The organism is Leptospiraceae bacterium (assembly GCA_024233835.1).
Classification (GTDB): Bacteria; Spirochaetota; Leptospiria; order Leptospirales; family Leptospiraceae; genus JACKPC01.
Genome location: JACKPC010000002.1, coordinates 85,001 through 106,074, shown reverse-complemented (window position 1 = coordinate 106,074; position 21,074 = coordinate 85,001). Strand labels below are relative to the sequence as shown.

Annotated in this window: 17 protein-coding genes (1 of these 17 cut by a window edge); 12 read left to right on the top strand and 5 right to left on the bottom strand. The window is 34.7% G+C overall.

The annotated features are described in order from the left end of the window. The first annotated feature begins 70 nt into the window (after nt 1-70). Nucleotides 71-2,572, top strand: coding sequence for a SpoIIE family protein phosphatase (locus tag H7A25_09720; GenBank protein MCP5500168.1), 2,502 nt, complete (start codon nt 71-73; stop codon nt 2,570-2,572). A 13-nt stretch (nt 2,573-2,585) separates the two neighbouring features. Here H7A25_09720 and H7A25_09715 read toward each other — a convergent pair whose 3' ends face one another. Further along, nucleotides 2,586-3,434, bottom strand: coding sequence for a hypothetical protein (locus H7A25_09715; protein MCP5500167.1), 849 nt, complete (start codon nt 3,432-3,434; stop codon nt 2,586-2,588). 9 nt (nt 3,435-3,443) lie between these two features. Beyond that, a complete protein-coding gene (locus H7A25_09710; GenBank protein MCP5500166.1) occupies nt 3,444-5,408 on the bottom strand; it encodes a M48 family metalloprotease in 1,965 nt (654 codons plus the stop codon). Between the two features lie 103 nt (nt 5,409-5,511). On the opposite strand from H7A25_09710, the gene H7A25_09705 reads away from it, so the two are divergent. The 11 genes from H7A25_09705 to H7A25_09655 all read left to right on the top strand — a co-directional run bounded on the left by H7A25_09705 (nt 5,512) and on the right by H7A25_09655 (nt 17,096). Beyond that, nucleotides 5,512-6,174, top strand: coding sequence for an HAD family phosphatase (locus tag H7A25_09705; protein MCP5500165.1), 663 nt, complete (start codon nt 5,512-5,514; stop codon nt 6,172-6,174). A 10-nt stretch (nt 6,175-6,184) separates the two neighbouring features. Next, nucleotides 6,185-7,468, top strand: coding sequence for an MFS transporter (locus H7A25_09700; GenBank protein MCP5500164.1), 1,284 nt, complete (start codon nt 6,185-6,187; stop codon nt 7,466-7,468). Further along, the gene (locus tag H7A25_09695) at nt 7,465-7,914 is read left to right on the top strand and encodes a hypothetical protein (protein MCP5500163.1); all 450 of its coding nucleotides are present in this window, start codon (nt 7,465-7,467) and stop codon (nt 7,912-7,914) included. Before H7A25_09700 ends, H7A25_09695 begins: the two co-directional genes overlap by 4 nt. 15 nt (nt 7,915-7,929) lie before the next feature. After that, nucleotides 7,930-9,594 (top strand): choline dehydrogenase, encoded by a 1,665-nt coding sequence (gene betA / locus H7A25_09690; GenBank protein MCP5500162.1) that lies wholly within the window; start codon nt 7,930-7,932, stop codon nt 9,592-9,594. Nucleotides 9,595-9,605: 11 nt separating this feature from the next. Then, complete coding sequence (betB, locus tag H7A25_09685; protein ID MCP5500161.1) at nt 9,606-11,066, top strand: betaine-aldehyde dehydrogenase; 1,461 nt, start codon at nt 9,606-9,608, stop codon at nt 11,064-11,066. A 138-nt stretch (nt 11,067-11,204) separates the two neighbouring features. After that, on the top strand, nt 11,205-12,266 hold the full coding sequence (locus H7A25_09680) for a FecR domain-containing protein (GenBank protein ID MCP5500160.1): 1,062 nt from the start codon (nt 11,205-11,207) through the stop codon (nt 12,264-12,266). Between the two features lie 109 nt (nt 12,267-12,375). Next, nucleotides 12,376-13,110: a hypothetical protein gene (locus tag H7A25_09675; protein ID MCP5500159.1), complete on the top strand. Its 735-nt coding sequence runs from the start codon at nt 12,376-12,378 to the stop codon at nt 13,108-13,110. A 56-nt stretch (nt 13,111-13,166) separates the two neighbouring features. Then, nucleotides 13,167-14,486, top strand: coding sequence for a radical SAM protein (locus H7A25_09670; protein ID MCP5500158.1), 1,320 nt, complete (start codon nt 13,167-13,169; stop codon nt 14,484-14,486). Next, a complete protein-coding gene (locus H7A25_09665) occupies nt 14,483-15,412 on the top strand; it encodes a glycosyltransferase family 2 protein (GenBank protein ID MCP5500157.1) in 930 nt (309 codons plus the stop codon). Before H7A25_09670 ends, H7A25_09665 begins: the two co-directional genes overlap by 4 nt. 2 nt (nt 15,413-15,414) lie before the next feature. Then, nucleotides 15,415-16,368, top strand: a complete 954-nt coding sequence (locus H7A25_09660; GenBank protein ID MCP5500156.1) for a glycosyltransferase family 2 protein — start codon at nt 15,415-15,417, stop codon at nt 16,366-16,368. A 2-nt stretch (nt 16,369-16,370) separates the two neighbouring features. Further along, nucleotides 16,371-17,096, top strand: a complete 726-nt coding sequence (locus H7A25_09655) for a methyltransferase domain-containing protein (GenBank protein ID MCP5500155.1) — start codon at nt 16,371-16,373, stop codon at nt 17,094-17,096. Here H7A25_09655 and H7A25_09650 read toward each other — a convergent pair whose 3' ends face one another. From H7A25_09650 to H7A25_09640, 3 genes are all read right to left on the bottom strand, one after another. Beyond that, the gene (locus H7A25_09650; protein ID MCP5500154.1) at nt 17,097-18,599 is read right to left on the bottom strand and encodes a hypothetical protein; all 1,503 of its coding nucleotides are present in this window, start codon (nt 18,597-18,599) and stop codon (nt 17,097-17,099) included. It abuts the gene before it with no gap. A gap of 86 nt (nt 18,600-18,685) precedes the next feature. Continuing rightward, a complete protein-coding gene (locus H7A25_09645) occupies nt 18,686-20,362 on the bottom strand; it encodes a hypothetical protein (GenBank protein MCP5500153.1) in 1,677 nt (558 codons plus the stop codon). 128 nt (nt 20,363-20,490) lie between these two features. After that, nucleotides 20,491-21,074: the end of a hypothetical protein gene (locus H7A25_09640; protein MCP5500152.1), read on the bottom strand. 1,564 nt of this gene lie beyond the right edge of the window; 584 of the gene's 2,148 nt are visible here — the last part of the coding sequence; the start codon falls outside the window, past its right edge — the gene reads right to left on this strand; the stop codon is at nt 20,491-20,493.

Here is a 21,074-nt window from a genome sequence, read left to right as displayed (position 1 = left end):
ACTGATTTTATGAGATACTTTCTGATAAAAAGTTTTGACTTTATTTTTATTTAATTTATATCAACTGAGTATGAATAAAATGAAAATTATAGTTTTTATCATTGTATTTTATTTTTTCTCCGCCTGTTCAAACCCGAAAGTTCAGGAAATTTCCGGGGATTGGTACTACTCTCTTTCCAATCAAGCGAATTCAGAATGGAAGAATTTGAAAAGTTTAAACAATTTGCATCGATTTGTTCCTTCAGAAAAAGGCTATCTTTGGATAAAGAAAAAGTTTAATCAAAAAAGTATCTTTAGTTCCGAATTGCTGAGCATATCGCCCGGAAGACTTATATTATCTGACGAAATGTATTTAAATGGAGTTTTTATTGGTAAAACTCCCAAAGGTACCATGCGGGAATGGAATACCTGGAACTGGTTTCGTTCCTATACCTTTCATAAAAGTATCCTAAAAGAAAAAAATAATGAGTTACTAATAAAACTCTACGTAAACGGGGAAGGGGCTATTTATGAACCGTTTATCCTGGGGGATGCGGATGAAGTTGATTTGTATAATTTTCCTAATGCGTTTGTCTATGGATATTATAATATTTTTGTATCTTTCTTATTTGTGATTATTGCTGCCTACCATTTATTAATTTATGTGAAACGGAAAAAAGATCGCTATAATTTATACTATGCTATTTTTTCAATTATTTATGCAGTTTATAGTGCAAATTTCTTTACTGAGTTTTATGCTCACTATATTTCCATGTCTTATCTCTTACACCAAAAACTGGTATTCTTTTTTATGTTTTTATCTGCCCTGGTATTTATGATATTCCTAATAGAGTTTTTAAGGGTTCCGGTTAGATCCTGGTTTTCTCGAACTTTTCTTTTTCTGACAATTCTTAGTTTTATTATAATCATAATACCCGCTGAATACAAATTATTTTTAATATATAGAAATTATTTAAATACCGTTTTATTATTGTTTGTTATAGGCTTGAGTTTTATAATCATCAGGGCTTTTCTTTTGAAAAGGAAAGAAGTTTTCTCCCTTTTATATGGTTTTATTCCATTGATGTTATTGACTGTGGTAGATATTATAACAAACTATTTTAATTTCAACCTTCCTTTTTTGTCAGGACTGGGTTTTCCCATGTTTTTAGGTAGCATCATGTTTATCTTAGCTGCAAGGACTGTAGAGATTCATAATTTTACAGATGAGCTGAATGAGAGTCTGGAAGAAAAAGTTAAAGATCGAACCCAACAACTCCAAATATCTTTTGAAGAAATTAAAACTTTAAAAGAACAGCAAGATGGAGATTACTTTTTAACGTCTCTTTTGACAAATACATTTAATAAAAATACGGTTAAGAGTGAAAATGTTGAAGTAGATTTTTTTATTTCCCAGAAGAAAAAGTTTAGTTTTAGAAAAAGAGAATGGGAACTTGGAGGAGATATTGATATTGCCCACTCGATAGAATTAAGAGGGAAAACCTATACAATATTTTTAAATGCAGATGCCATGGGTAAATCGATGCAAGGTGCAGGTGGAATTCTGGTTTTGGGAGCGGTCTTTCATTCTATTGTAGAAAGGACAAAAGCAGCCTCTCAATCTAAAAATATTTCTCCGGAACGCTGGTTGAAGAACACTTTTATAGAGTTGCAAAAAGTTTTTGAAAGTTTTAATGGAACGATGTTAATTTCTTTGGTTATTGGTGCTGTCGAAGATAAAACCGGAGTATTCTATTATATTAATGCTGAACATCCCTGGATAGTATTGTATAGAGACAAGAAAGCAGAATTTATAGAGAATTCTTTAGAGTTTCGTAAACTGGGTACGGAAGGCTTAACAGGAAAGATCTATATTAATGTTTTTGAGTTGCAGGATGGAGATATGCTTTTGATTGGTTCGGATGGTAGGGATGATATTATAATTGGTTATGATGAGAAAGGAAATCGGATTATTAATGAAGATGAAAATCTCTTTCTCCAAAATGTAGAAGAAGCAGAAGGAGAAATCTCAGAAATATATTCTAGAATATTAGAAAAGGGCGAACTTATAGATGACCTTTCTCTACTAAGAATTAAATATAATCAATTAAACAGAAATATAAAAGTACTACCTGATTCTTTCTATAGAGAATTAACAGATAAAGCAGAAAACGAAAAAATAAGCTTATTAGAAAAAGCTTACAAAGAGAACCCTTTCGATAAAGAATTATGTAATATCTTGCTTTTACAATATGAGAGTATGAAAATGTATTCTCAAGCTTTTTCATGTATTGAAAAATATCTGATGTATTCACCTGCTGATAACATGATGATGAGAGCAATTAAAATAGGATTAGCTATCAAGAAATATGAGAGTTCTATAGAATACGGAGAAAGACTAAGAATGCGTAATCCTTCTAATTTGGAAAACCTCGAACTTCTAATTAACTCTTACATTTTAACTGAAAATTATGGAAGAGCCAGAGTTTTACTGAATGAAGTAATCGAACTGGGAATGACAAAGGAAAAAGTGAATTTATTAGAAAAGAAATTGAGCCGGGCTATCGGAATAGAACAAGAAAGCGGAGCTTAACTCCGCTATATATTTATTTGGAAAGATCCAGAGCTTCTGTTAGATCGATAGAAGTAATTTTCTTATTCGAATTACCTCCTCCATCGTTTAACATAGAAGCGAGTCCTTTACTTGTAGCACTATCAGAATCACTAATTTTGCTATATTGTTTATTGCTAACTTTAGCCGGTAGTCCGGTAAATCCAATAAACATTTGTTTTCCGGAAATCTCAGCTCCGCCATCTCCACCACCGGAAAGTTGGATTTCATTATTAATTTGTTTTAGAAGTTCTTTGGAAACTTTTGCACTACTAACCCAGCCTTTGTCGGTTTTAACCGAATAGTCGATATCATAAGCAAATGTGGTTAATACCATATAGAGTTGAGCATCAGGATTGGCTGATTTGATAGCTTTTAAAGATAAGCGGCATTCGTTATCCTCACGTTTAAGAGCTCGAAAGAGTTTGCCGATACTGAGTTCCAGATCGTACTGTTTGCCATTTTTCAAAACTACTTTCATTTCACTGACAGATTTAAAGTTTGTTTTGAGTTTCGCCAGCTTTTTTGCATCCAAATCCAGATTGAAGGAGATGTTTGAATTGGATTTAATATTTCCACCGGCAATAGGATTTTTAATCAATAGTCCTGTATAGGACTCTTTAGGTAGCTCCATTAGTTCCCAGGCCCAACAGGCTCTTGAATAGCCACTTTTTTCTGTATAATATACAATGGTACCCGGACCGTAAGCAGCTGAAGGTCTGGAATAGACATGTTCCAGATTCATATTCTGTTTTACACTCTTCACAAAAGGTAATTGAGAAGAACAGGCAACTGTAGCCAAAAGGGCGAACAGTAGTAAGATTGAACGACTAATTGTTTTCATTAGTTCTCCTTATTCAAATAGAATAATCTTGTTTACGATATTATTGGAATAACTTATAGAAGCTTTTCCTTTTTGAAAGTATATAAATTTATTTTGACCTTTTTTTTGTGAATTTTTCCCTAAAACTTTCTCTGCGAGGCTTTTTTCTGCTCCTACTCTAAGTTCCTGGTTTACGGGAGGGCTGCTACTATCTTCTAAGCGAATTTCTCTGACTTTTCCTTCCTGGAAGATAATTTTTGTTTTTTTATCCTGATAAACCCATATATCTCCTTCATAGCCAACTATTTTATCATCCGGCTTTCCTAAAAGACGAACTGCATCTACAAGAGAATTTCCTATTTTTAAACCGGAAACGCTAAGTTGATTAACACCGGTGCTTATTTCGGGAAGCTTGACATTAGTTGTTTTAGAAAGAAATTTTGACCAATCAGACTCAGAATCATAATCCTTCAAATAGGTTTTAGCAATTTCTTTAGCTAAGTCCGTTTTACCGGAATAGTGATAGAGTAAAGCCAAATTTAATATGGGAGTAAAATCTTCAAAAACATAATTAGAATCATAAGCCTGACGATTTTTAAAAATTTGTTCCCAGGCTTTTACTTTTTCCGGTTCTATCTGTTTGCTGAATACTTTCGCTTTCAGTGCAGGTTCTACTCGTTTTACGATACCCTCAAAAAAAGGAATAACTTCTTCCACCTTTTTCATTTCGGTTATATAGTAAACAACCCCCAGATTATTCATGCTGATGGTTGTATTTAGAATTTCATTTGATTTCTCGGCGAAAATTACAGCTTCTTTCCAATCATGCGGTTTATCAGAATAAGCTAATAAAAGAGCATAATTAGAACAAAATTCCAGGTCTATGATATTCTTTAATAGTTTTAAATAGGCTCTTCTGGCTTTCCAGTATTTTGCCTTATCTCCCGGTATTTCTTTTCTTCCTTTGCCGCTTACGGCTTTCTTAAATAACATGCTATCTCTAAAGGAAGGCATGTCGAGAACACCTCTTAAACTTTGATCCTCAAGTGACACGGATTCTAACCAAATTTTGTGAAGACATACCGCATAGGCCCTGAGTATTTCCGGATTATCCCGGTATTTTGGATCTATTAATAATTTATCAAGAGATGATTTTATGGAATCTAAATTTCTACCGAGTTGAATGTCAGCGAATAGCTTCTCCAGTAAAAAAGCAGTGCGATGAAATTCTGCATTTTCTGCTCCCGCATTACTTAAGCGCAGGTGAGGACTCGGATGGGTTGAAAAATAAATACTCACATGCTCTTTTTTATCATTTCTTGCTTTTTCGAGCGAATTCTGATAATTCTGATTGATAATTTTCAACATATCCTTGAAATACCAGTTATCATACCCGGCTCTTTCCATATAGAGCATACCGCTGCTATCTGCATCTAACTCATCTTCCTGGGAAAATTGAATTTTTTGTAGTTCAATATTTTTTTTATTTCCGGAGTCGAGTAAACGTTTCATGAATTTTATGGTATGTCGATTATAATAATGGGCTAATTCATGAGAGAGGATTGCTGCAATATAGCTTTCTCTCGCCTTATCAATATCCTTTAGTTTCTCGGATTTAATGCGAGCGTCTAAGATCTTCAAAGTACCGACATTTATTAAAAACTTTCCATTCGGAAAGGCGGCAGCATTAAATGAATTTTCTTCCAAAACTACATAACAGATAGGAATTTGATGTTTTCCGGAATTGTCTATTAACTTCCTGAAAGCCTTTTCTATAATCGATTTCCAATTATCATATAATTGCCCGTCAGCTATGCAGGTTCCCTCTTTACCATTTTCGGTTTTCCATTTCTTGGTATATTCACTTTCACTCAGGCGGTATATATGATCAGATAAGAGAGTTTCTTTATTCAGATCATCAGATGAATACGACCATATAAGCGAAAATAAAGAAAAAATGGGAATATATACAAAATAGATATAAAAAAGTTTCATGGAGCCTCCAAGAACCACTTTCATAAAAAAGATACTTTTTTCCTATTAAAAAAAAATCCCTTGACCTCATCTATTTAATTTTTAAACCTAGGATCCTAGAAAAATGAATATAAAAGATATTCAGGGCATAATCTTTGATATGGATGGTACTCTGGTAGATTCTGAGATATTCACTGAGAAGTCTGTTCGCTGGCTTTTAGATGAATTTAACCTGCCATATCCTGATTTGAATTTCAAACAGTTTTATGGTATAACCTGGCAAAGAATTACCGATATACTTCAGGCTCTCTATCCTACTTTGATGAAAGTCAATGTAAGTCTTCTATTACAGGATAAATTTCATGAGATGTTTAAGTCCGATGAAATGATATATATCCCCGGAGCACCGGAGTTTATTAAAAAAATTCAAAAAGATTTTAAGCTGGCTATTGCAACCTCGAGTAACAGAGAAAGTCTGGATTTCTTATTAAATAAAATGGGAATTCGAGACACTCTTCAGGTAGCCCTTTCGGCTGAAAACTATACGAAATCTAAACCGGATCCCGAATGTTACTTGAAAGCTGCTGAATCACTAAACTTACATCCGAAACATTGTCTTATATTTGAAGATAGTATAGCAGGCCTTACTGCCGGAAAAAACGCAGGAATGTATACAGTAGGTATTACCTGGAGGGCAACTGATATACAAGTCATGCGGAGCTTAGCAGACATTTTAATAAAAGATTACAATGGATTAAGCGAGGACTTTCTAATCAAAATCAAATAAGGATAGGCTAATGAATGAAGAGCCAAAGATTAAAAAAATTTGGAGAGTGCGCATTCTTACGACTACCTGGCTTTCCTATGCGGGCTTTTATTTTTGTCGAAAAAATTATGCCATAGTAAAATCATCTATACAGGAAAGAATGGGCCTGGATGAACTTCAGTTGGCTCATATATTTACTGCATATCTCGTTGCATACATGCTCGGTCAGTTTCTTACGAGTTATTTAGGTCGTAAAGTTGCTACCCGAATTTTACTTCTTTCTGGTATGGGAATTACTTTCCTTGCAAATGTTGTGTTCGGATTTTCTTATCTTCGGGGTCCCTCTACCTATTACTTATTTATAACATTCATGATTATCAATGGTTTTGCCCAGGCGACGGGTTGGCCGGGTAATATAGGTGTTTTGAGTAACTGGCTTAACCAAAAAGAACGCGGTCAAATAATGGCTGTATGGGCAACCAGCTATCAATTAGGAAGTATTTTTGCCAAATCTTTTGCGGCTATGATGCTCGGACTTTTTGGCGTTCTATGGTCTTTTTGGGGTGCTTCTATTATCATGTTTCTTGTGTGGATAATATTCTATTTTATGGAAAAAGATAAGCCGGAAGATGCAGGTATGGAACCGCTCATTGAGGAAGTTGAAATAGAAGCTTCCGATGCAGCTGATGTAAGGCAGAGTGGAATTTTTGCCGGTTGGACAAGCAATGTAATATTCACTGTAATATTCATGGGAACTGTGTACTTTGTATTTAAATTCCTCAGGTATTCCCTGGATAGCTGGTCACCTATGGCTATAGAAAACCTGTTTAATATAGAGAAGCAAAATGCAGGATATATTTCTACTCTATTTGATTGGGTGGGTTTTGGAGGAGTTTTATTTGCAGGCTGGGCATCAGATAAATTTTTTAAGGGGAAGCGTCACCAAATTATACTTTACATGACTATTGGAATGCTTCTCGCATTTTTATTTATGTACTTAGTGGGGATAAAGTCTTTAGTTCTATTTGGTATTAGCCTTGCGATATGCGGATTTATGGTAATGGGACCGGATTCGCTTCTAGCTGGTGTAGGGGCTATTGATGTAGGAGGAAAAAGTGGAGCTATAGTTGCGGCCGGGATTATTAATGGTCTGGGTTCAATAGGGCCAATTTTTCAGGAAGAGATCATTGGCTGGATTTTAAAAGAATATGGTTTTCAAAAAACGTTTCAACTTTTAGTGGCGATCTGTATTCTCGGCATAATAGGTACCGGGTACCTGAGTTATCGTTCGAGAAAAGGTCTGTCAAATTTATGAAACTTTTTAAAAAAGGATTTTTCAATCGGGTGAGTGTAAGAAGAGCTTTAATAGAAAACACAGTGAAGCATTTGCTGGCTGTTCTGATTGCTCTTCTTTTTTACTCTTTTATTTATACAGAGTTAGAACAGGTGAAGATGGCCAATCTAAGTGAATTCTTATCGCTTATCAGTATACTCTTAGTAACAGTATGTTTTGCTAATTTTGCTTCTTCTTATGAAATCAGCGATATTGAAGGGCCCTGGATGAGAATGCTTTCACAAACAGCATCATCCGTCTTTATCATATTAATAGCATTATTATTAGAGACTATGGTTCTGGCTATTAAAATTGTATATCCTAAACTCTTTCGATTATCTCTGGGTTTCACTCTACTCTTATATTTAGGAATTGTATTATACGACTACTGGGATTTCGTGCGATGCTTTGCACGTAAAAAAGTTTAAAAAAAAGAGGAGCAAATGAGTAAGAAAGAAGAATATGATTACATTATTATTGGTTCGGGTTCTGCGGGTTCGGTACTTGCGGGAAGACTTTCTGAGGATTCCGATGTTTCTGTACATGTATTGGAAGCAGGGCCCGGGGATAGTTCAATTTTCAGCCGAATGCCTGCTGCTTTTTCTGAACCTTTGAAAAGTAATCGTTTAAACTGGGCTTATTATACACTTCCGGAACCTTACTTGAATAATAGAGAAATGTATTGCCCGAGAGGAAGAATCCTCGGTGGTTCCGGTTCTGTCAACGGAATGGTTTATATCCGGGGTCATGCGGAAGACTATAACCGTTGGGAATCCTATGGTTTGAAAAATTGGTCGGCTTCACATTGTTTACCTTATTTTAAAAAAGTGCAAACTCATGAAAATGGAGGCAATGAGTATAGGGGGGATGCAGGTCCACAATTTGTAGAGGCCGGTCGACAAATTAACCCTCTATTTACTGCCTGGATGGAAGCCGGTAAACAGGCCGGCTATCAGTACACGGAAGATGTGAATGGCTTTAACCAGGAAGGAATTGGACCTTTTGATAGAACTACTAAAAAAGGCTACCGTGCTTCTTCTGCAAGAGCTTATTTACATCCTGCTTTAAAAAGACCGAATTTATCTGTGCGAACAAAAACCATGGTTCACCGTATTCTTTTTGAAGGAAAAAAAGCGGTGGGTGTAGAAATTATAAGAGGTGCGAACACAGGAAAGGTGTATGCAAGAAGAGAAGTGATTCTTTGCGGAGGAGCTATCAATTCACCTTTACTTTTACAATTATCCGGAGTAGGTCCGGCAGAGCATTTAGAAAAATTAGGAATTCCCATAATAGCGGACAGACCCGGTGTAGGGGAAAACTTGCAGGATCACCTTGAAATATATGTTCAGTATAAATGTAAGAAACCGATCAGTTTGTATCCGGCAGTTCGCTGGTATGGAAGGATTCTGGTAGGATTGGAATGGATATTCATGAAAACAGGCCCGGGAGCTACAAATCATTTTGAGGCAGGAGGCTTTATTCGGAGCAAGGCCGGAGTTTTGCATCCGAATCTTCAATTTCACTTTCTACCTATAGCCATGAATTATGATGGTTCTATGCCGGCAGGAGGTCATGGTTTCCAGGTGCATGTAGGGCCGATGCGTCCGGAAAGCAAGGGCTATGTGAGAATAAGTAAAAACAGTCCATTTGCAAAACCTGAAATACTTTTTAACTATATGGGTACTGAAAACGATAGAGAAGAAATGCGGGATGGGATTCGATTAACCCGGGAAATTGTATATCAGAAAGCCTTTGATGAATTCAGAGGAGAAGAATGGACACCAGGGGAGAAAGTCCATTCGGATGCTGAGATCGATGCCTTCATTCGTGAACGTTCGGAAAGTGCATATCATCCATCCTGTTCCTGTAAAATGGGTCAGGAAACCGATCTTATGGCTGTGGTCGATTCAGAAGGAAAGGTATTTGGTGTAGAAAATTTAAGAGTAGTAGACACATCGATAATGCCGGATCTGGTCAGCGGAAATACGGATGCTCCTACCATCATGATGGCAGAAAAATTATCAGATGTGATTCGCGGAAAAGAACCCTTAGCTCCTTCAAACGCAGAATACTGGATTCATCCGGAATGGAAAACTAAGCAAAGATAAGAGGATCGTTTATGTCAGAGATACCTGTATTAAAAAACTATATTCATGGGAAGTATGTAAATTCTGAATCCGGAGAATTTTTTGAAAACTTAAATCCGGCTACCGGGAAAGTTATTTCTTTAGTTGAAATTGCAGGCAGAGCAGAAGTGGAAAAAGCGGTTCAAAGTTCAGAGGAGGGTTTTCAGATATGGTCTTCCATGAGCGGAACCCAGAGGGGAAGAATTTTAAATCGAGCAGTTCAAATATTACGTAAGAGAAATGAAGAATTAGCTAAATTAGAGGTATCTGATACGGGTAAACCTCTCTCAGAAGCAATTGAAGTAGATATACACTCCGGTGCTGATGCAATAGAATACTATGCTGGTCTTGCTGCAAGTCTTCACGGTCATCACTACGATCTGGGTTTCTCCTTTGCTTATACTCGTAGAGAACCTCTGGGAATTACCGCCGGTATAGGAGCCTGGAATTATCCTTTTCAGATAGCTGCCTGGAAATCAGGACCGGCTTTAGCCTGCGGAAATTCCATGATATTTAAACCCGCCGAATTAAGTCCGATAACTGCTCTAAAACTAGCCGAAGTATACACGGAGGCCGGCGTTCCGGACGGAGTATTTAATGTGGTGCAGGGTTTTGCGGATACGGGTAGACTTTTAAGTAGACATGAAAAAATAGCCAAAATAAGTCTCACAGGTGAAGTAAATACAGGCAAGAAAGTCATGGCAGATGCAGCGACAAGTTTGAAAAAAGTTACTCTTGAATTAGGGGGGAAATCTCCTCTGATTATTTTTTCCGATGCCGATCTGGATAATGCTGTAAAAGCTGCTCTCATGGCTAATTTTTATACACAGGGTGAAGTTTGTTCGAATGGAACAAGAGTTTTTGTGGAGAAGGCTATACATAAAGAATTTGCTCAGAAATTAGTAGAAAGAACCCGGAAAATAAAAATTGGTGATCCTATGGACATGAGCACTACGATGGGAGCCTTGATAAGTAAGGATCATTACGAAAAAGTAATGTATTATATAACAAAAGCCAGAGAGAATGGATCGAATATAATTTTTGGAGGAAAAAGAGTTCAGGTTCCAGGACATGCGGGATATTTTATAGAACCCGCAATTATTGATGACTGTACGGATAATATGCAGTGTGTTCAAGAAGAAATATTCGGTCCTGTACTGTCTATTTTGCCTTTTGAGACGGAGGAGGAAGTTCTAAAAAGGGCTAATCATACTCCTTACGGTCTGGCAGCGGGAGTATTTACCTGTGATATTCAGAGGGCTCATCGGGTAGTTTCGAAATTACAGGCAGGCATCTGTTGGATAAATAATTATAACCTGACTCCTATAGAAATTCCTTTCGGAGGCTATAAACAATCCGGATTGGGAAGGGAGAATAGCCTGGCTACTATTGAATACTACACACAATTAAAGACAGTTTATGTAGAGATGGGGGATGTTACTGCTGCATTTTAGGTTTATACAGTAAAATATTCTTTCCTACTTGACAAATAGAATATTTTTAGTTATTATTTCCTATGGACTGGAAAAAGTTATTCTTAGTCTAAAATTTTAAAATATGGAAGTATTATTTTACTACAAGAGGAACTGTTGATGAAGAAAATATTAATCCCTTTTATAATATTATTATTTTCCTTTATCTCCTGTAAGGGAGAAGAAAAAGGTAAAACCACCGAACCAATGAAAGCTATTATTTTATTCAAAACCGGTTCTGTGAAAGTTTCGAGTAAGAATACCAGGAAAGGGGATATTATTACTGAGGGGCAGGAAATTGTTACCGGAAACAAATCGTTTTGTGATTTGCAAATCATTTCTCCAAAAACCGAAGTCACTTTTCGTATAAAAGCCAATTCCAAACTGACCTTTAAACACTTAAATGAAAAAGAGCAAATTCTTTTGCACAAGGGGAAAGCTGTTTTTAGTGTAAACAAGCAGAATGGAGATTTTCAATATTCTACACCGGCTGCGGTAGCGGGAGTAAGAGGAACCAAATTTGAGCTTTCTGTAGATGACAATAAATCTTCTTCTTTGAAAGTAATCGAAAGTAAAGTTTCTTATAAGGTCAGGGTAAAAGAAATAGAAGCACTCTCAGACTCTAATCAAAAACACCCTGCTATTCAAAAAGTTAAACAGTTTATAGATGAAAATGAACTTGTTTTAGGTGAAGCCGAAACCATCACTATCGATAAAAGTAAGTCAGATAAGATTTTGAAAGTGGCAAAGCTTGAAAAAATTATTTCCAATCCATCTGATAAAAAACTCAATAAAGCTTTAGATGAGATAAAGACGGATGAACTTTCTCAAAATCTATCCCAGATAAAAAAAGAAGATCTCTCGAAAATAGAAAAAATTTCAGATAAAGATTTGGAGGAGAGCCTTGAAGAAACTAAAGAGCTAGAACCGGTATCAGAATCCAAATTAGATAAAGAATCTATACAGAAAGCTGTTGAATCTCGAAATAATGAGATTCAGGATAAACTTATTAAACGTCTTTCTGAAACCCACAATAAAAGGGCTCAGACAATTATACTCAACAATGGCGAAAAAATTCGAGGGATAATTGGAGATACAAGACATAAAGATAAATACATACTCATAACTCCTAATGGAACGAAAGAGTTTTCTAAAAATGAAGTAAAAAATATAGAGTTTTAGTATTTTTTATAATAGCGAACCACTTCCGGTTCGCTTATTTATCACCATCTTGAATTCTGCTGGACGTTATTCCTACTTGTAAATAACCTGTCGCTAAATAAGGATATTTATGAACTTTCTCTATTTTATCACTCTTCTACTTGGAATTTGCTCTTACACCTTTTCAGATACTCTAACACTAAAAGATGGAGAAACCATTGATGATGTGCAGGTTACATTTCGAGGTAGTAAGGCTATAGTTGTCTATTCTGATGGATCAACTAAGTCTTTTGAAGAGGACAAAATTAAAAACCTTACTCCTAAACCTGTTTCCTGGGCTGTAAAAAAGGCCAAGCCGGAAGAGAAAGAAAAAGCAGAAAAAGAAGAAGAGGAAAGGGTAGAAAACACACTGGCTAATTATAAGGAATGGATAAGCGGAGGGCTCGGAGGCAATTTTGGTCTGGGTTTAAGCCTTATAAGTCCTACCGGTTTAACTATGAAATACCTATTTAATGATAAATTATCCTTTGAAGCCTCCCTTGGCCTGGGTCTGGAAAGTCAGAGTCACCACATTCACGGGGTTCTTTTGTATAATTTTATGCAGCTAAGTCAAACTCCTAAAATTAACTTATACTTCGGAGGGGGGCTCGTGATGAATTCACAGAATGATAAAGTAGAGGGAATTGAGAAATTATGGAAAAAAGACGGTCGAATCAATGCTCCCGGATTTCGTTTCCCTGTAGGTATATCTTTATTTGTGAATGAATCTTTTGAGTTATTTGGAGATCTCAGTTTAAATATGTTTCTTGTAGGAAGTAACTCTGTACGATTGAATGCAGCCATAGGCGGAAGGTATTATTTTTAAGAATTTTCCATAGACAAAATCTGGCTCTTTAAAGTCATAGAGTATGCGGAGGGATGATGAGTCTAAAAGCAGTGAAGAAGCGAGAGCATTCTACAATTCAAGACCTTGAACGAATGGTAGAAATATATACATTTATACCTAAAGAAGCGATCATTAAACAGGATATTTTAAGACTTGGTCTTAATTTTACTCCGGAAGCTCTTAAAACCGATAAAGAATATAAGAAGAAAGATTATTTCATTTTTTCTTTTGATCATATCCCTCTTGCTGAAATGAAGAAAGGAGAAGATAAACAGGCTCCGGAAGAAGTAAAGCTTTCCGGAGGACACTTCAATCTTTTACCTACTGTTATTTCTGTGCGTAATAATCCTAAATCTCCTTATCTGGTGAAAGCATCTGAATTCGGAGAACCGGAGCTATTCTTAGACAACATCTGTCTTGGAAAATTAGAGTATCCTCCTGTACCAAAATGGTACAGACACAGGACAAGTGCCGGGAAGTTTCCGGGTGAGGTAGCACCGGTGATAGAATGGGGATATTTAATCTATTTAACGGTATTTCGGAATTGCCAGTATTTTGGAAAGGAAGAAGAATGTGCTTACTGTGATATAAATCACAATTATAGGCAGCAAAAAAATGCAGGAAGGCCTTATACCGGGGTAAAAGCTGTAGAAGAAATTCTTGAAGTTTTAGACTGGATTGACAAAGAGGATGAAGTCGCAAAGGTCTATACGATTACAGGTGGTTCTGTTCTTACCAATTTAAAAAAAATGTCCGAAGTAGATTTCTACTTACAATATCCGAGAGCTATTGAAGAAAAATTTCCCGGTCGATGGATGGGAAAAATCGTAGCCCAGGCCTTTGAAAAAGAAGACTGCCAGAAATTCAAAGATGCCGGTATCCAGGTTTATCATCCGAACTATGAAGTATGGGATCCAAAACTTTTTGAAAAGATATGCCCGGGAAAAACAAAATGGATAGGTAGAGATAACTGGATTCGTAGAATTATAGATTCATCCGAGGTATTTGGTCCATCCTGTGTAATACCAAATTTTGTGGGAGGAGTGGAGTTGTCAGAACCTTATGGATTTGATACGGTAGAGGAAGCTATTGCTTCTACTGCTGAGGGATTAGATTTTTTTATGTCAAAAGGAGTGGTTCCTCGCTTTACAGCCTGGTGCCCGGAACCTTATACCACACTCGGAACCCAGGCCGGCCCTACATTAGAATATTTTTGTAAACTTTTAACAGTCTGGAAAGAAACTTTTGAAAAATATAAGCTTCCTGTTCCACCGGGTTATGGTGAACCCGGACCCGGAAAAGCAGTTTTTTCCGTTTCCGCTTTTATGGATGTTATTGGATATAAGGGAACTTGAAACTAAGTCTGGTTGTTTCTGTTTATAATGAAGAAGCTGTTCTTCCTTTCTTTTTGAAAAATCTGCAAGAAGCATTGGGCTTTTTGAATGAAGCTGATTATGAAATTCTTTTTGTGAATGATGGAAGCCTGGATTGCTCAGAAACAATTTTGCAAAATTTTACAGAAATCTACCCTTATGTAAAGGTTATACACTTTTCTCGTAATTTTGGACATGAGGCAGCGATGACTGCGGGACTTGACTATGCTATAGGAGATCATGTTCTTTGCATGGATGCTGATCTGCAACATCCACCCGATCTGATCCAACAGATTTATAAAAAGCAAGAAGAAGGCTTTGACATTATTAATATGGTCAGAGAAAAACGGGAGGATAGTACTTTTTTACATAGTTTTTTTTCTTATCTCTTTTATTTTATCTTCAATCGATTAAGTCACTATAATATCGAACCGGGTGCTTCTGATTTCTTTTTAGTATCAAGACGGGTTGCCGATGTTCTAAGAGAAGACTTTCATGAAAGGGCCAGGTTTATGAGAGGTTTTGTTCAAATTATTGGTTTTCCTAAAACAACTATTCATTATAAAGCGCCAGCAAGAAAATACGGGGAGAGTAAGTATGGTTTTAGAAAACTCCTTACATATTTTTTCCACGTTCTATTTAGCTTTAGCCGTTTTCCACTGAGGCTCGGACTGTTTCTGGGTGGAATGACAGCCTTATGTAGTATAATTGTAGGAATTTATTCCATAATAAAAAAACTGTTTACCAATGAACCTCCATCAGGATATACTACTATTGTTGTGCTTATTTCTTTTTTATTTGCGATACAGTTTTTTCTAACCGGTATCATTGGAGAATACATTGCACATTTATTTCTGGAAGTTAAAAGAAGACCGATTTATATAGTTAAGGAAACAATAAATTTTTAAGTATGAAGAAAGAAGTTATATCCCTCATTGTTCCAATTTATAATGAATCTGAAGTAATCGATGAACTATATTCACGTATTCTTAAGGTTTTTGAAAAAACAGAATATGATTTTGAAATGGTTTGTATTGACGACGGAAGTAAAGACGATAGCCTTTCCAAGCTTCTCAATCTACATAGCAAAGACAATCGAGTGAAAGTCGTATCTTTTTCCAGAAATTTCGGTAAAGAAATTGCCATGACTGCCGGCATAGAGTATAGCTCAGGTGATTATTTGGTTCCTATTGATGCAGATTTACAGGATCCACCTGAACTTATTTTTACCATGATGGAAAAGTTAAAAGAGGGCTATGATGTTGTATATGCAACAAGGGCGAAGAGGGAAGGGGAATCTTTATTTAAAAAAATGACAGCTATACTTTTCTATAAAATTATAGGAAGGATGACTTCAGTTCCCATTCCTCCCGATACAGGAGATTTTCGAATAATGAAAAAGAATGCGGTGGATGCACTGAAAAGTCTCAAAGAAAAACGTCGTTTCATGAAAGGACTTTTTAGTTGGGTAGGCTTTAATCAGGTAAGTATTACCTATCAAAGGAAACCACGTTTTGCAGGAAAGACAAAATGGAATTATTGGAAACTCTGGAACTTTGCCCTTGAAGGGATTACTTCTTTTACAACGATTCCTCTTAGAGTCTGGACATATCTCGGAATTATGATTTCTTTTATTTCATTTATTTATGCATTATTTCTAATGTTTAGACATTTTTTTCATGGTATTGATGTTCCGGGTTATAATTCTATGATGGTAGTTTTACTATTATTAGGTGGCATTCAGCTACTTTCCCTGGGGGTTATCGGAGAGTATATTTCCAGAATTTTTGATGAAGTGAAAGAAAGACCTTTATATATAGTAAAACAATCAATAGGCTTTAAGTCAATACAGGATGAAGAATAGATATGGATTTAAAAGAAGAAGATATACTGAAAGATAAAATTTATACACATTGGTACTATGTATCTAAGGGCTTTGCACTTAAGCATTATATAAAAGATATTAAAAGTGAATGTATTTTAGATGTAGGAGCCGGTTCCGGAATTTTCTCCAGACAACTATTAGAGACGTCAAGTTATTCTTCATCTACTTGCGTAGACATATCTTATCCAAAAGAGTGGGACGAAGTATATAAAGATAAGCCAATATATTTTAAAAAAAATATAGAAACGACAGATGCGGATCTTGTTCTTATGATGGATGTCTTGGAGCATGTGGAAGATGATGTAGCTTTATTAAAAAGCTATGTTGACAAAGTTCAAAGCGGAGCCTATTTTTTAATTACGGTTCCTGCCTTTCAATTTCTATTTTCCGGACATGACTTATTTCTAGAACATCACAGACGATATACATCTTCGATGATACAGAAAACTGTTAAAAGTGCAGGTCTGGAAGTAGTTCGTTGTCATTATTTTTTTGGTTTATTATTTCCCTTAATTGCTGGCATTCGCCTTTTTACTAAGTTGAAAATGAAACTTTTAGGAAAAAGTTTTCAGGCAAAGAGTGATTTAAAACTCTCAGCACCTTTTATTAATTTTACTTTAATAGGCATACATAAACTGGAATTATTATTTTTCCCTATCAATAAGCTTGCCGGTTTAAGTGTTTTTTGTCTGGCAAAGAAAAAATAATCAGGGTTTAATAATTACCCTGGTTTTCTTATATTCATAACTTAGAGTATTATTAGAATTAAATGTATTTGTTTCATCTATTGTAGACAATTTTACATTTACTGTATTACCTGCACACTTCATATCTCTCGGAAACATGAATAGCCAATTATCTTCTACGCAGGGAGAATAGCCTTTTCTAACCATTTCAATTGCAAAACTGGCTGCTATTGTCCATTGACCCAGATCCTGCTCGTCCCAGTAGAGTTTATAGTAAGTTCCTTTCTGGGGTTTTATAAATTCCATAAAGACTTCTGCTTGATTATCATAATCTGCTGGTTTTCTTGTATAGCTTACTATTAAGAATAAAACTAAGGCTATCCAGGAAACATGAAAGATCTGTAAGTTATGTTCCCGGTTGAATTCTAACATTTTTAAAAAATATTGAAAAGGAATTAAAAGAGCCATGAAGTAAAAGGAAGCAACAATGATATAATGATGCCATAATAAATATGAAAAGAGGTCACCGTTAATACGAGAAGCTGCGATAAAATAGAATATAAATCCGGCTATAGAGATTCGCCTGAGATAATACTCCGGTGTATTTAATCTTTTTTTCAATGGAAATGAACTTATCCAACATACAGCCAGAACCCAAATTCCGGAAAAATCGCCTATAAATTTTAAAGGTTCAGAATAATAATTGAAGATAAAAGGGAAAACTCTTATTAACTTTTGAGACGCTTTTTTTTGGAAAATAAAATACAGTATTTTTGATATATTCCCATCTTTATACATAGCTTCTTCTATCAGTGGAGGAATACTTAAAAGTAAAATTAGAAGGATAGAACTTAAAAAGAAGAATATTTCTTTCCGCTGAATACCTTTATTTATTCTGTTATGATAGTAATGAAAAAGTGCCAGGAGAAGAAGTGGAATTGTAATGGATATAGAGCCAATGTGGTTATGAAGCATAAATGTAAATGCAAGGGCTGTAAAAAGGAGATATTTATAATTTCCCATGCAAAGAGGAATTAGACTGGAAAAAAATAAGAACATGGGCATGAGGAGTATATAAGGCCCCCAGGTATCCATAAAAAAATCAGCTCCGAGAGGTCTGAGACTTATAAAAATTGTAAGTAAAAATAAATATACATATCGTTTATCAGAGAGAACCCTGAGAAGGATTCCTGTGGTTATAAGTAGAAATATGGAATTGATTATGATTAAGGCAAGTTGGTGTTGCCTGTGAATGGAACTCAGGAATGACAGCGGCTTTTCCATTAAGGAAAAATAATAAAAACTGATAGGACCAAAATGATGGAATTCGGCTCGGGAATAAGGACCGAGCATTTCTTTAAATTGCCCCGCTCTATGAATTTGCAGGGCGTTCACGGCTGAATCTGCAATTTCATGGAAAGGAGTTTTTAATACATTGAAAGAACTGGCTGTATAAGTAATAAAAAATAAGATTATGAACCAATAAGTTCCGTGAAGGTTTTTCAAACTATGAATCAATTTCATTTTCACAAATTGTCTGGTGTTTTATTTCTCGGCAAGTACATTTGGTTACATACTTACATTTTTAAAATATACTCAGAAAACGGGGTCTACCTTATATCGCGAAAAAGTATATCAATAAAAGTTGGAAACTTAATACTTATTAAATTTGTTCCTTTGGGAAAATTATTTATTTTAATTCTGGAATCACTTGTTCCTGTTCTTATATAATCTTGACTGTCTTGACCATTTATTAACAGTTTCTCATGACCTGAGTAATTTACAGGAATTGATAAATCTGTTTTTTGACTACAAGTAGCTTCAATTTGTTTAACGACTGGATTTGAGATGGGGAGTTCTTTAATAGAGCAGACAGAATTCATAAAGCTTTTATCATATATTTTTTTAAAGTGAGTGTCCAAAGTTTTAAATGCAAGTTTTTCAAATGCTTTATCAACGTAAGGAGCATACTCACCTGCACCAAAAGGATAGTCCAAGTGATTTCTATTTTCCAGTTTTTCTTTTGGGAATATTTCATATTGAATTTTTTTAAAACCTGGATAAAGAGACAGAACAGATAGGAATAATACAGATACAGCAAAAAACATTAATTGTTTATTTATTTTTTGCAATGTATTTATAAGCCATGCAGTCAAGATTAAATTATAAATAGATATAAAAGCTAGTAAACGCCATGGAAATTGAATGTAGTCAGCTCCTGGAATATAAATATACCAGAACTTACTTAATTTGGTTTGCAAAAATGCACAAAAAAAGTTGGAAATTACTATGAAAATAAAAAAAAGATTATCTGCTTGAGAATTGAAATTTATTTTCTCTTTATTTTTTCTTAGAAAAAAATAAGTTAAGCACATTATAATTGTAATTGGTAAATCTAACTGAACAGTATACTTCTCCCATTCTGAAAATAGTAAATTTTTATCATAGAAATATTCGATTAAAGGATGATAACTATATATTGCACTTATTGCTATTTTAATATTTGATAAATTTATTTTAAGGTCATAGCTACCATTAATCATAAAAGCTGTCATTAAATAAAAGTTTAAACCTAAAATAAGTAATATTATTACTGATGCTATAGCACCTCGAATCAAACAATTTTTTACAACAATAATATCTTTCCTGTTAACAGCAAAAAATATAATTTCTGCAATGACTAATTGAACACCTGCATAGTAGGCGATTATTGAATGGGAAAAATATAAAGCAATAAAAATTATTACGATAAAAAATGAAAAGGTTTTCGTTTTGTATAAATTTAGTTGCCACCACAAAATCCATGGTATAAGCATCATCGCTGACAATTCAGCCATTGCACCTCTGATCACCCAATCAGTATAGGTGTAATTTAATAATATGAGTAACGAAGAAAAAGCAATTCTTAAGTAATTTTCTATATTTAGTAGCTTTAATATTTTGTATATTCCTGTCCAACCTATAATGAAGAAGAAAGATAAACTAAGAACTACTGCGGATTTTATTGTAGGAAGTATAAACAAAAGAATTCCCATTACATAATAGAATAACTTATGGTAAAAAAGTGCTGATGGGCTTCCCATTCCCCAGATGTCATATTTATCCCAAACAGGGAAAAATATGCCTTCTCTGAAGTAAGAGTGAAATAATAGGGCACGGTTTCGCCAGAACAAATCTTCATGATTGTTTGGCCAGCCAGTAATATTCAATACTGGATATAATGCAAGTATGATTGAAGTAAATAAAAAAGTTAACAATAATTTATTTTCTCTAATTTTTATAATCATAGCTATTTCCTCGTTTGCCTACTATACGTTTAGTTGGAACTTAATAATAATATGATTTTTAGTAAAGCATTTTTATACCTTCGATTATAAAAGACTCTAAGATTTTTATAAATACTATTTTTATATAGTTAGGGCAAACATTTAGATTTGCTTATCTTTAAATCTAAAACGCTATAATATTTTGTTTCCTTTGCATAAACAAGTAATGTCTGTTTTCCGAATTGTTTAATAAAGAAATCTATATAAATTCTATTATTTTGGGTATAATAAGGGACCGATATAGTATTATTATATATAACTAAATCATTATTAGTTATATTACTGCTCTTCGAAAAAGAAATACTTAAGCAATAATTGCCTTTGCCAAAGAACTCATGCCCTATGAGGAAATATGGGGATTTTAAAAAATCATCTTCCATGAAATCAAGGGATTTAACTTTTCCATTTTCACGATTAGTTGATACAATATTCGAAGCACAGATGTAATCAGCTGGAATTATTATATTATTTAGGAAAACTGTTTTGTATGGTTTTAAAAATGCAAGGATCTCTGGATTTTCCATATCGTGCATCATCTCATCAAACTCTTTATTATTGCATAAATGCCATTTTTGAAATCCATAATCATTTATAACACCGAAGATTTGCGTAAAAAAAGAATAGAAAATGAGGAGAAAAAAAAGAACATTTAGATAAGGAAATCTTCTCTGCA

Coding starts and splice junctions, on each gene's coding strand:
- H7A25_09720 (MCP5500168.1), top strand. CDS start 71: ATGAATAAAATGAAAATTATAGTTTTTATCATTGTATTTTATTTTTTC.
- H7A25_09715 (MCP5500167.1), bottom strand. CDS start 3,434: ATGAAAACAATTAGTCGTTCAATCTTACTACTGTTCGCCCTTTTGGCT.
- H7A25_09710 (MCP5500166.1), bottom strand. CDS start 5,408: ATGAAACTTTTTTATATCTATTTTGTATATATTCCCATTTTTTCTTTA.
- H7A25_09705 (MCP5500165.1), top strand. CDS start 5,512: ATGAATATAAAAGATATTCAGGGCATAATCTTTGATATGGATGGTACT.
- H7A25_09700 (MCP5500164.1), top strand. CDS start 6,185: ATGAATGAAGAGCCAAAGATTAAAAAAATTTGGAGAGTGCGCATTCTT.
- H7A25_09695 (MCP5500163.1), top strand. CDS start 7,465: ATGAAACTTTTTAAAAAAGGATTTTTCAATCGGGTGAGTGTAAGAAGA.
- betA (MCP5500162.1), top strand. CDS start 7,930: ATGAGTAAGAAAGAAGAATATGATTACATTATTATTGGTTCGGGTTCT.
- betB (MCP5500161.1), top strand. CDS start 9,606: ATGTCAGAGATACCTGTATTAAAAAACTATATTCATGGGAAGTATGTA.
- H7A25_09680 (MCP5500160.1), top strand. CDS start 11,205: ATGAAGAAAATATTAATCCCTTTTATAATATTATTATTTTCCTTTATC.
- H7A25_09675 (MCP5500159.1), top strand. CDS start 12,376: ATGAACTTTCTCTATTTTATCACTCTTCTACTTGGAATTTGCTCTTAC.
- H7A25_09670 (MCP5500158.1), top strand. CDS start 13,167: ATGAGTCTAAAAGCAGTGAAGAAGCGAGAGCATTCTACAATTCAAGAC.
- H7A25_09660 (MCP5500156.1), top strand. CDS start 15,415: ATGAAGAAAGAAGTTATATCCCTCATTGTTCCAATTTATAATGAATCT.
- H7A25_09655 (MCP5500155.1), top strand. CDS start 16,371: ATGGATTTAAAAGAAGAAGATATACTGAAAGATAAAATTTATACACAT.
- H7A25_09650 (MCP5500154.1), bottom strand. CDS start 18,599: ATGAAATTGATTCATAGTTTGAAAAACCTTCACGGAACTTATTGGTTC.
- H7A25_09645 (MCP5500153.1), bottom strand. CDS start 20,362: ATGATTATAAAAATTAGAGAAAATAAATTATTGTTAACTTTTTTATTT.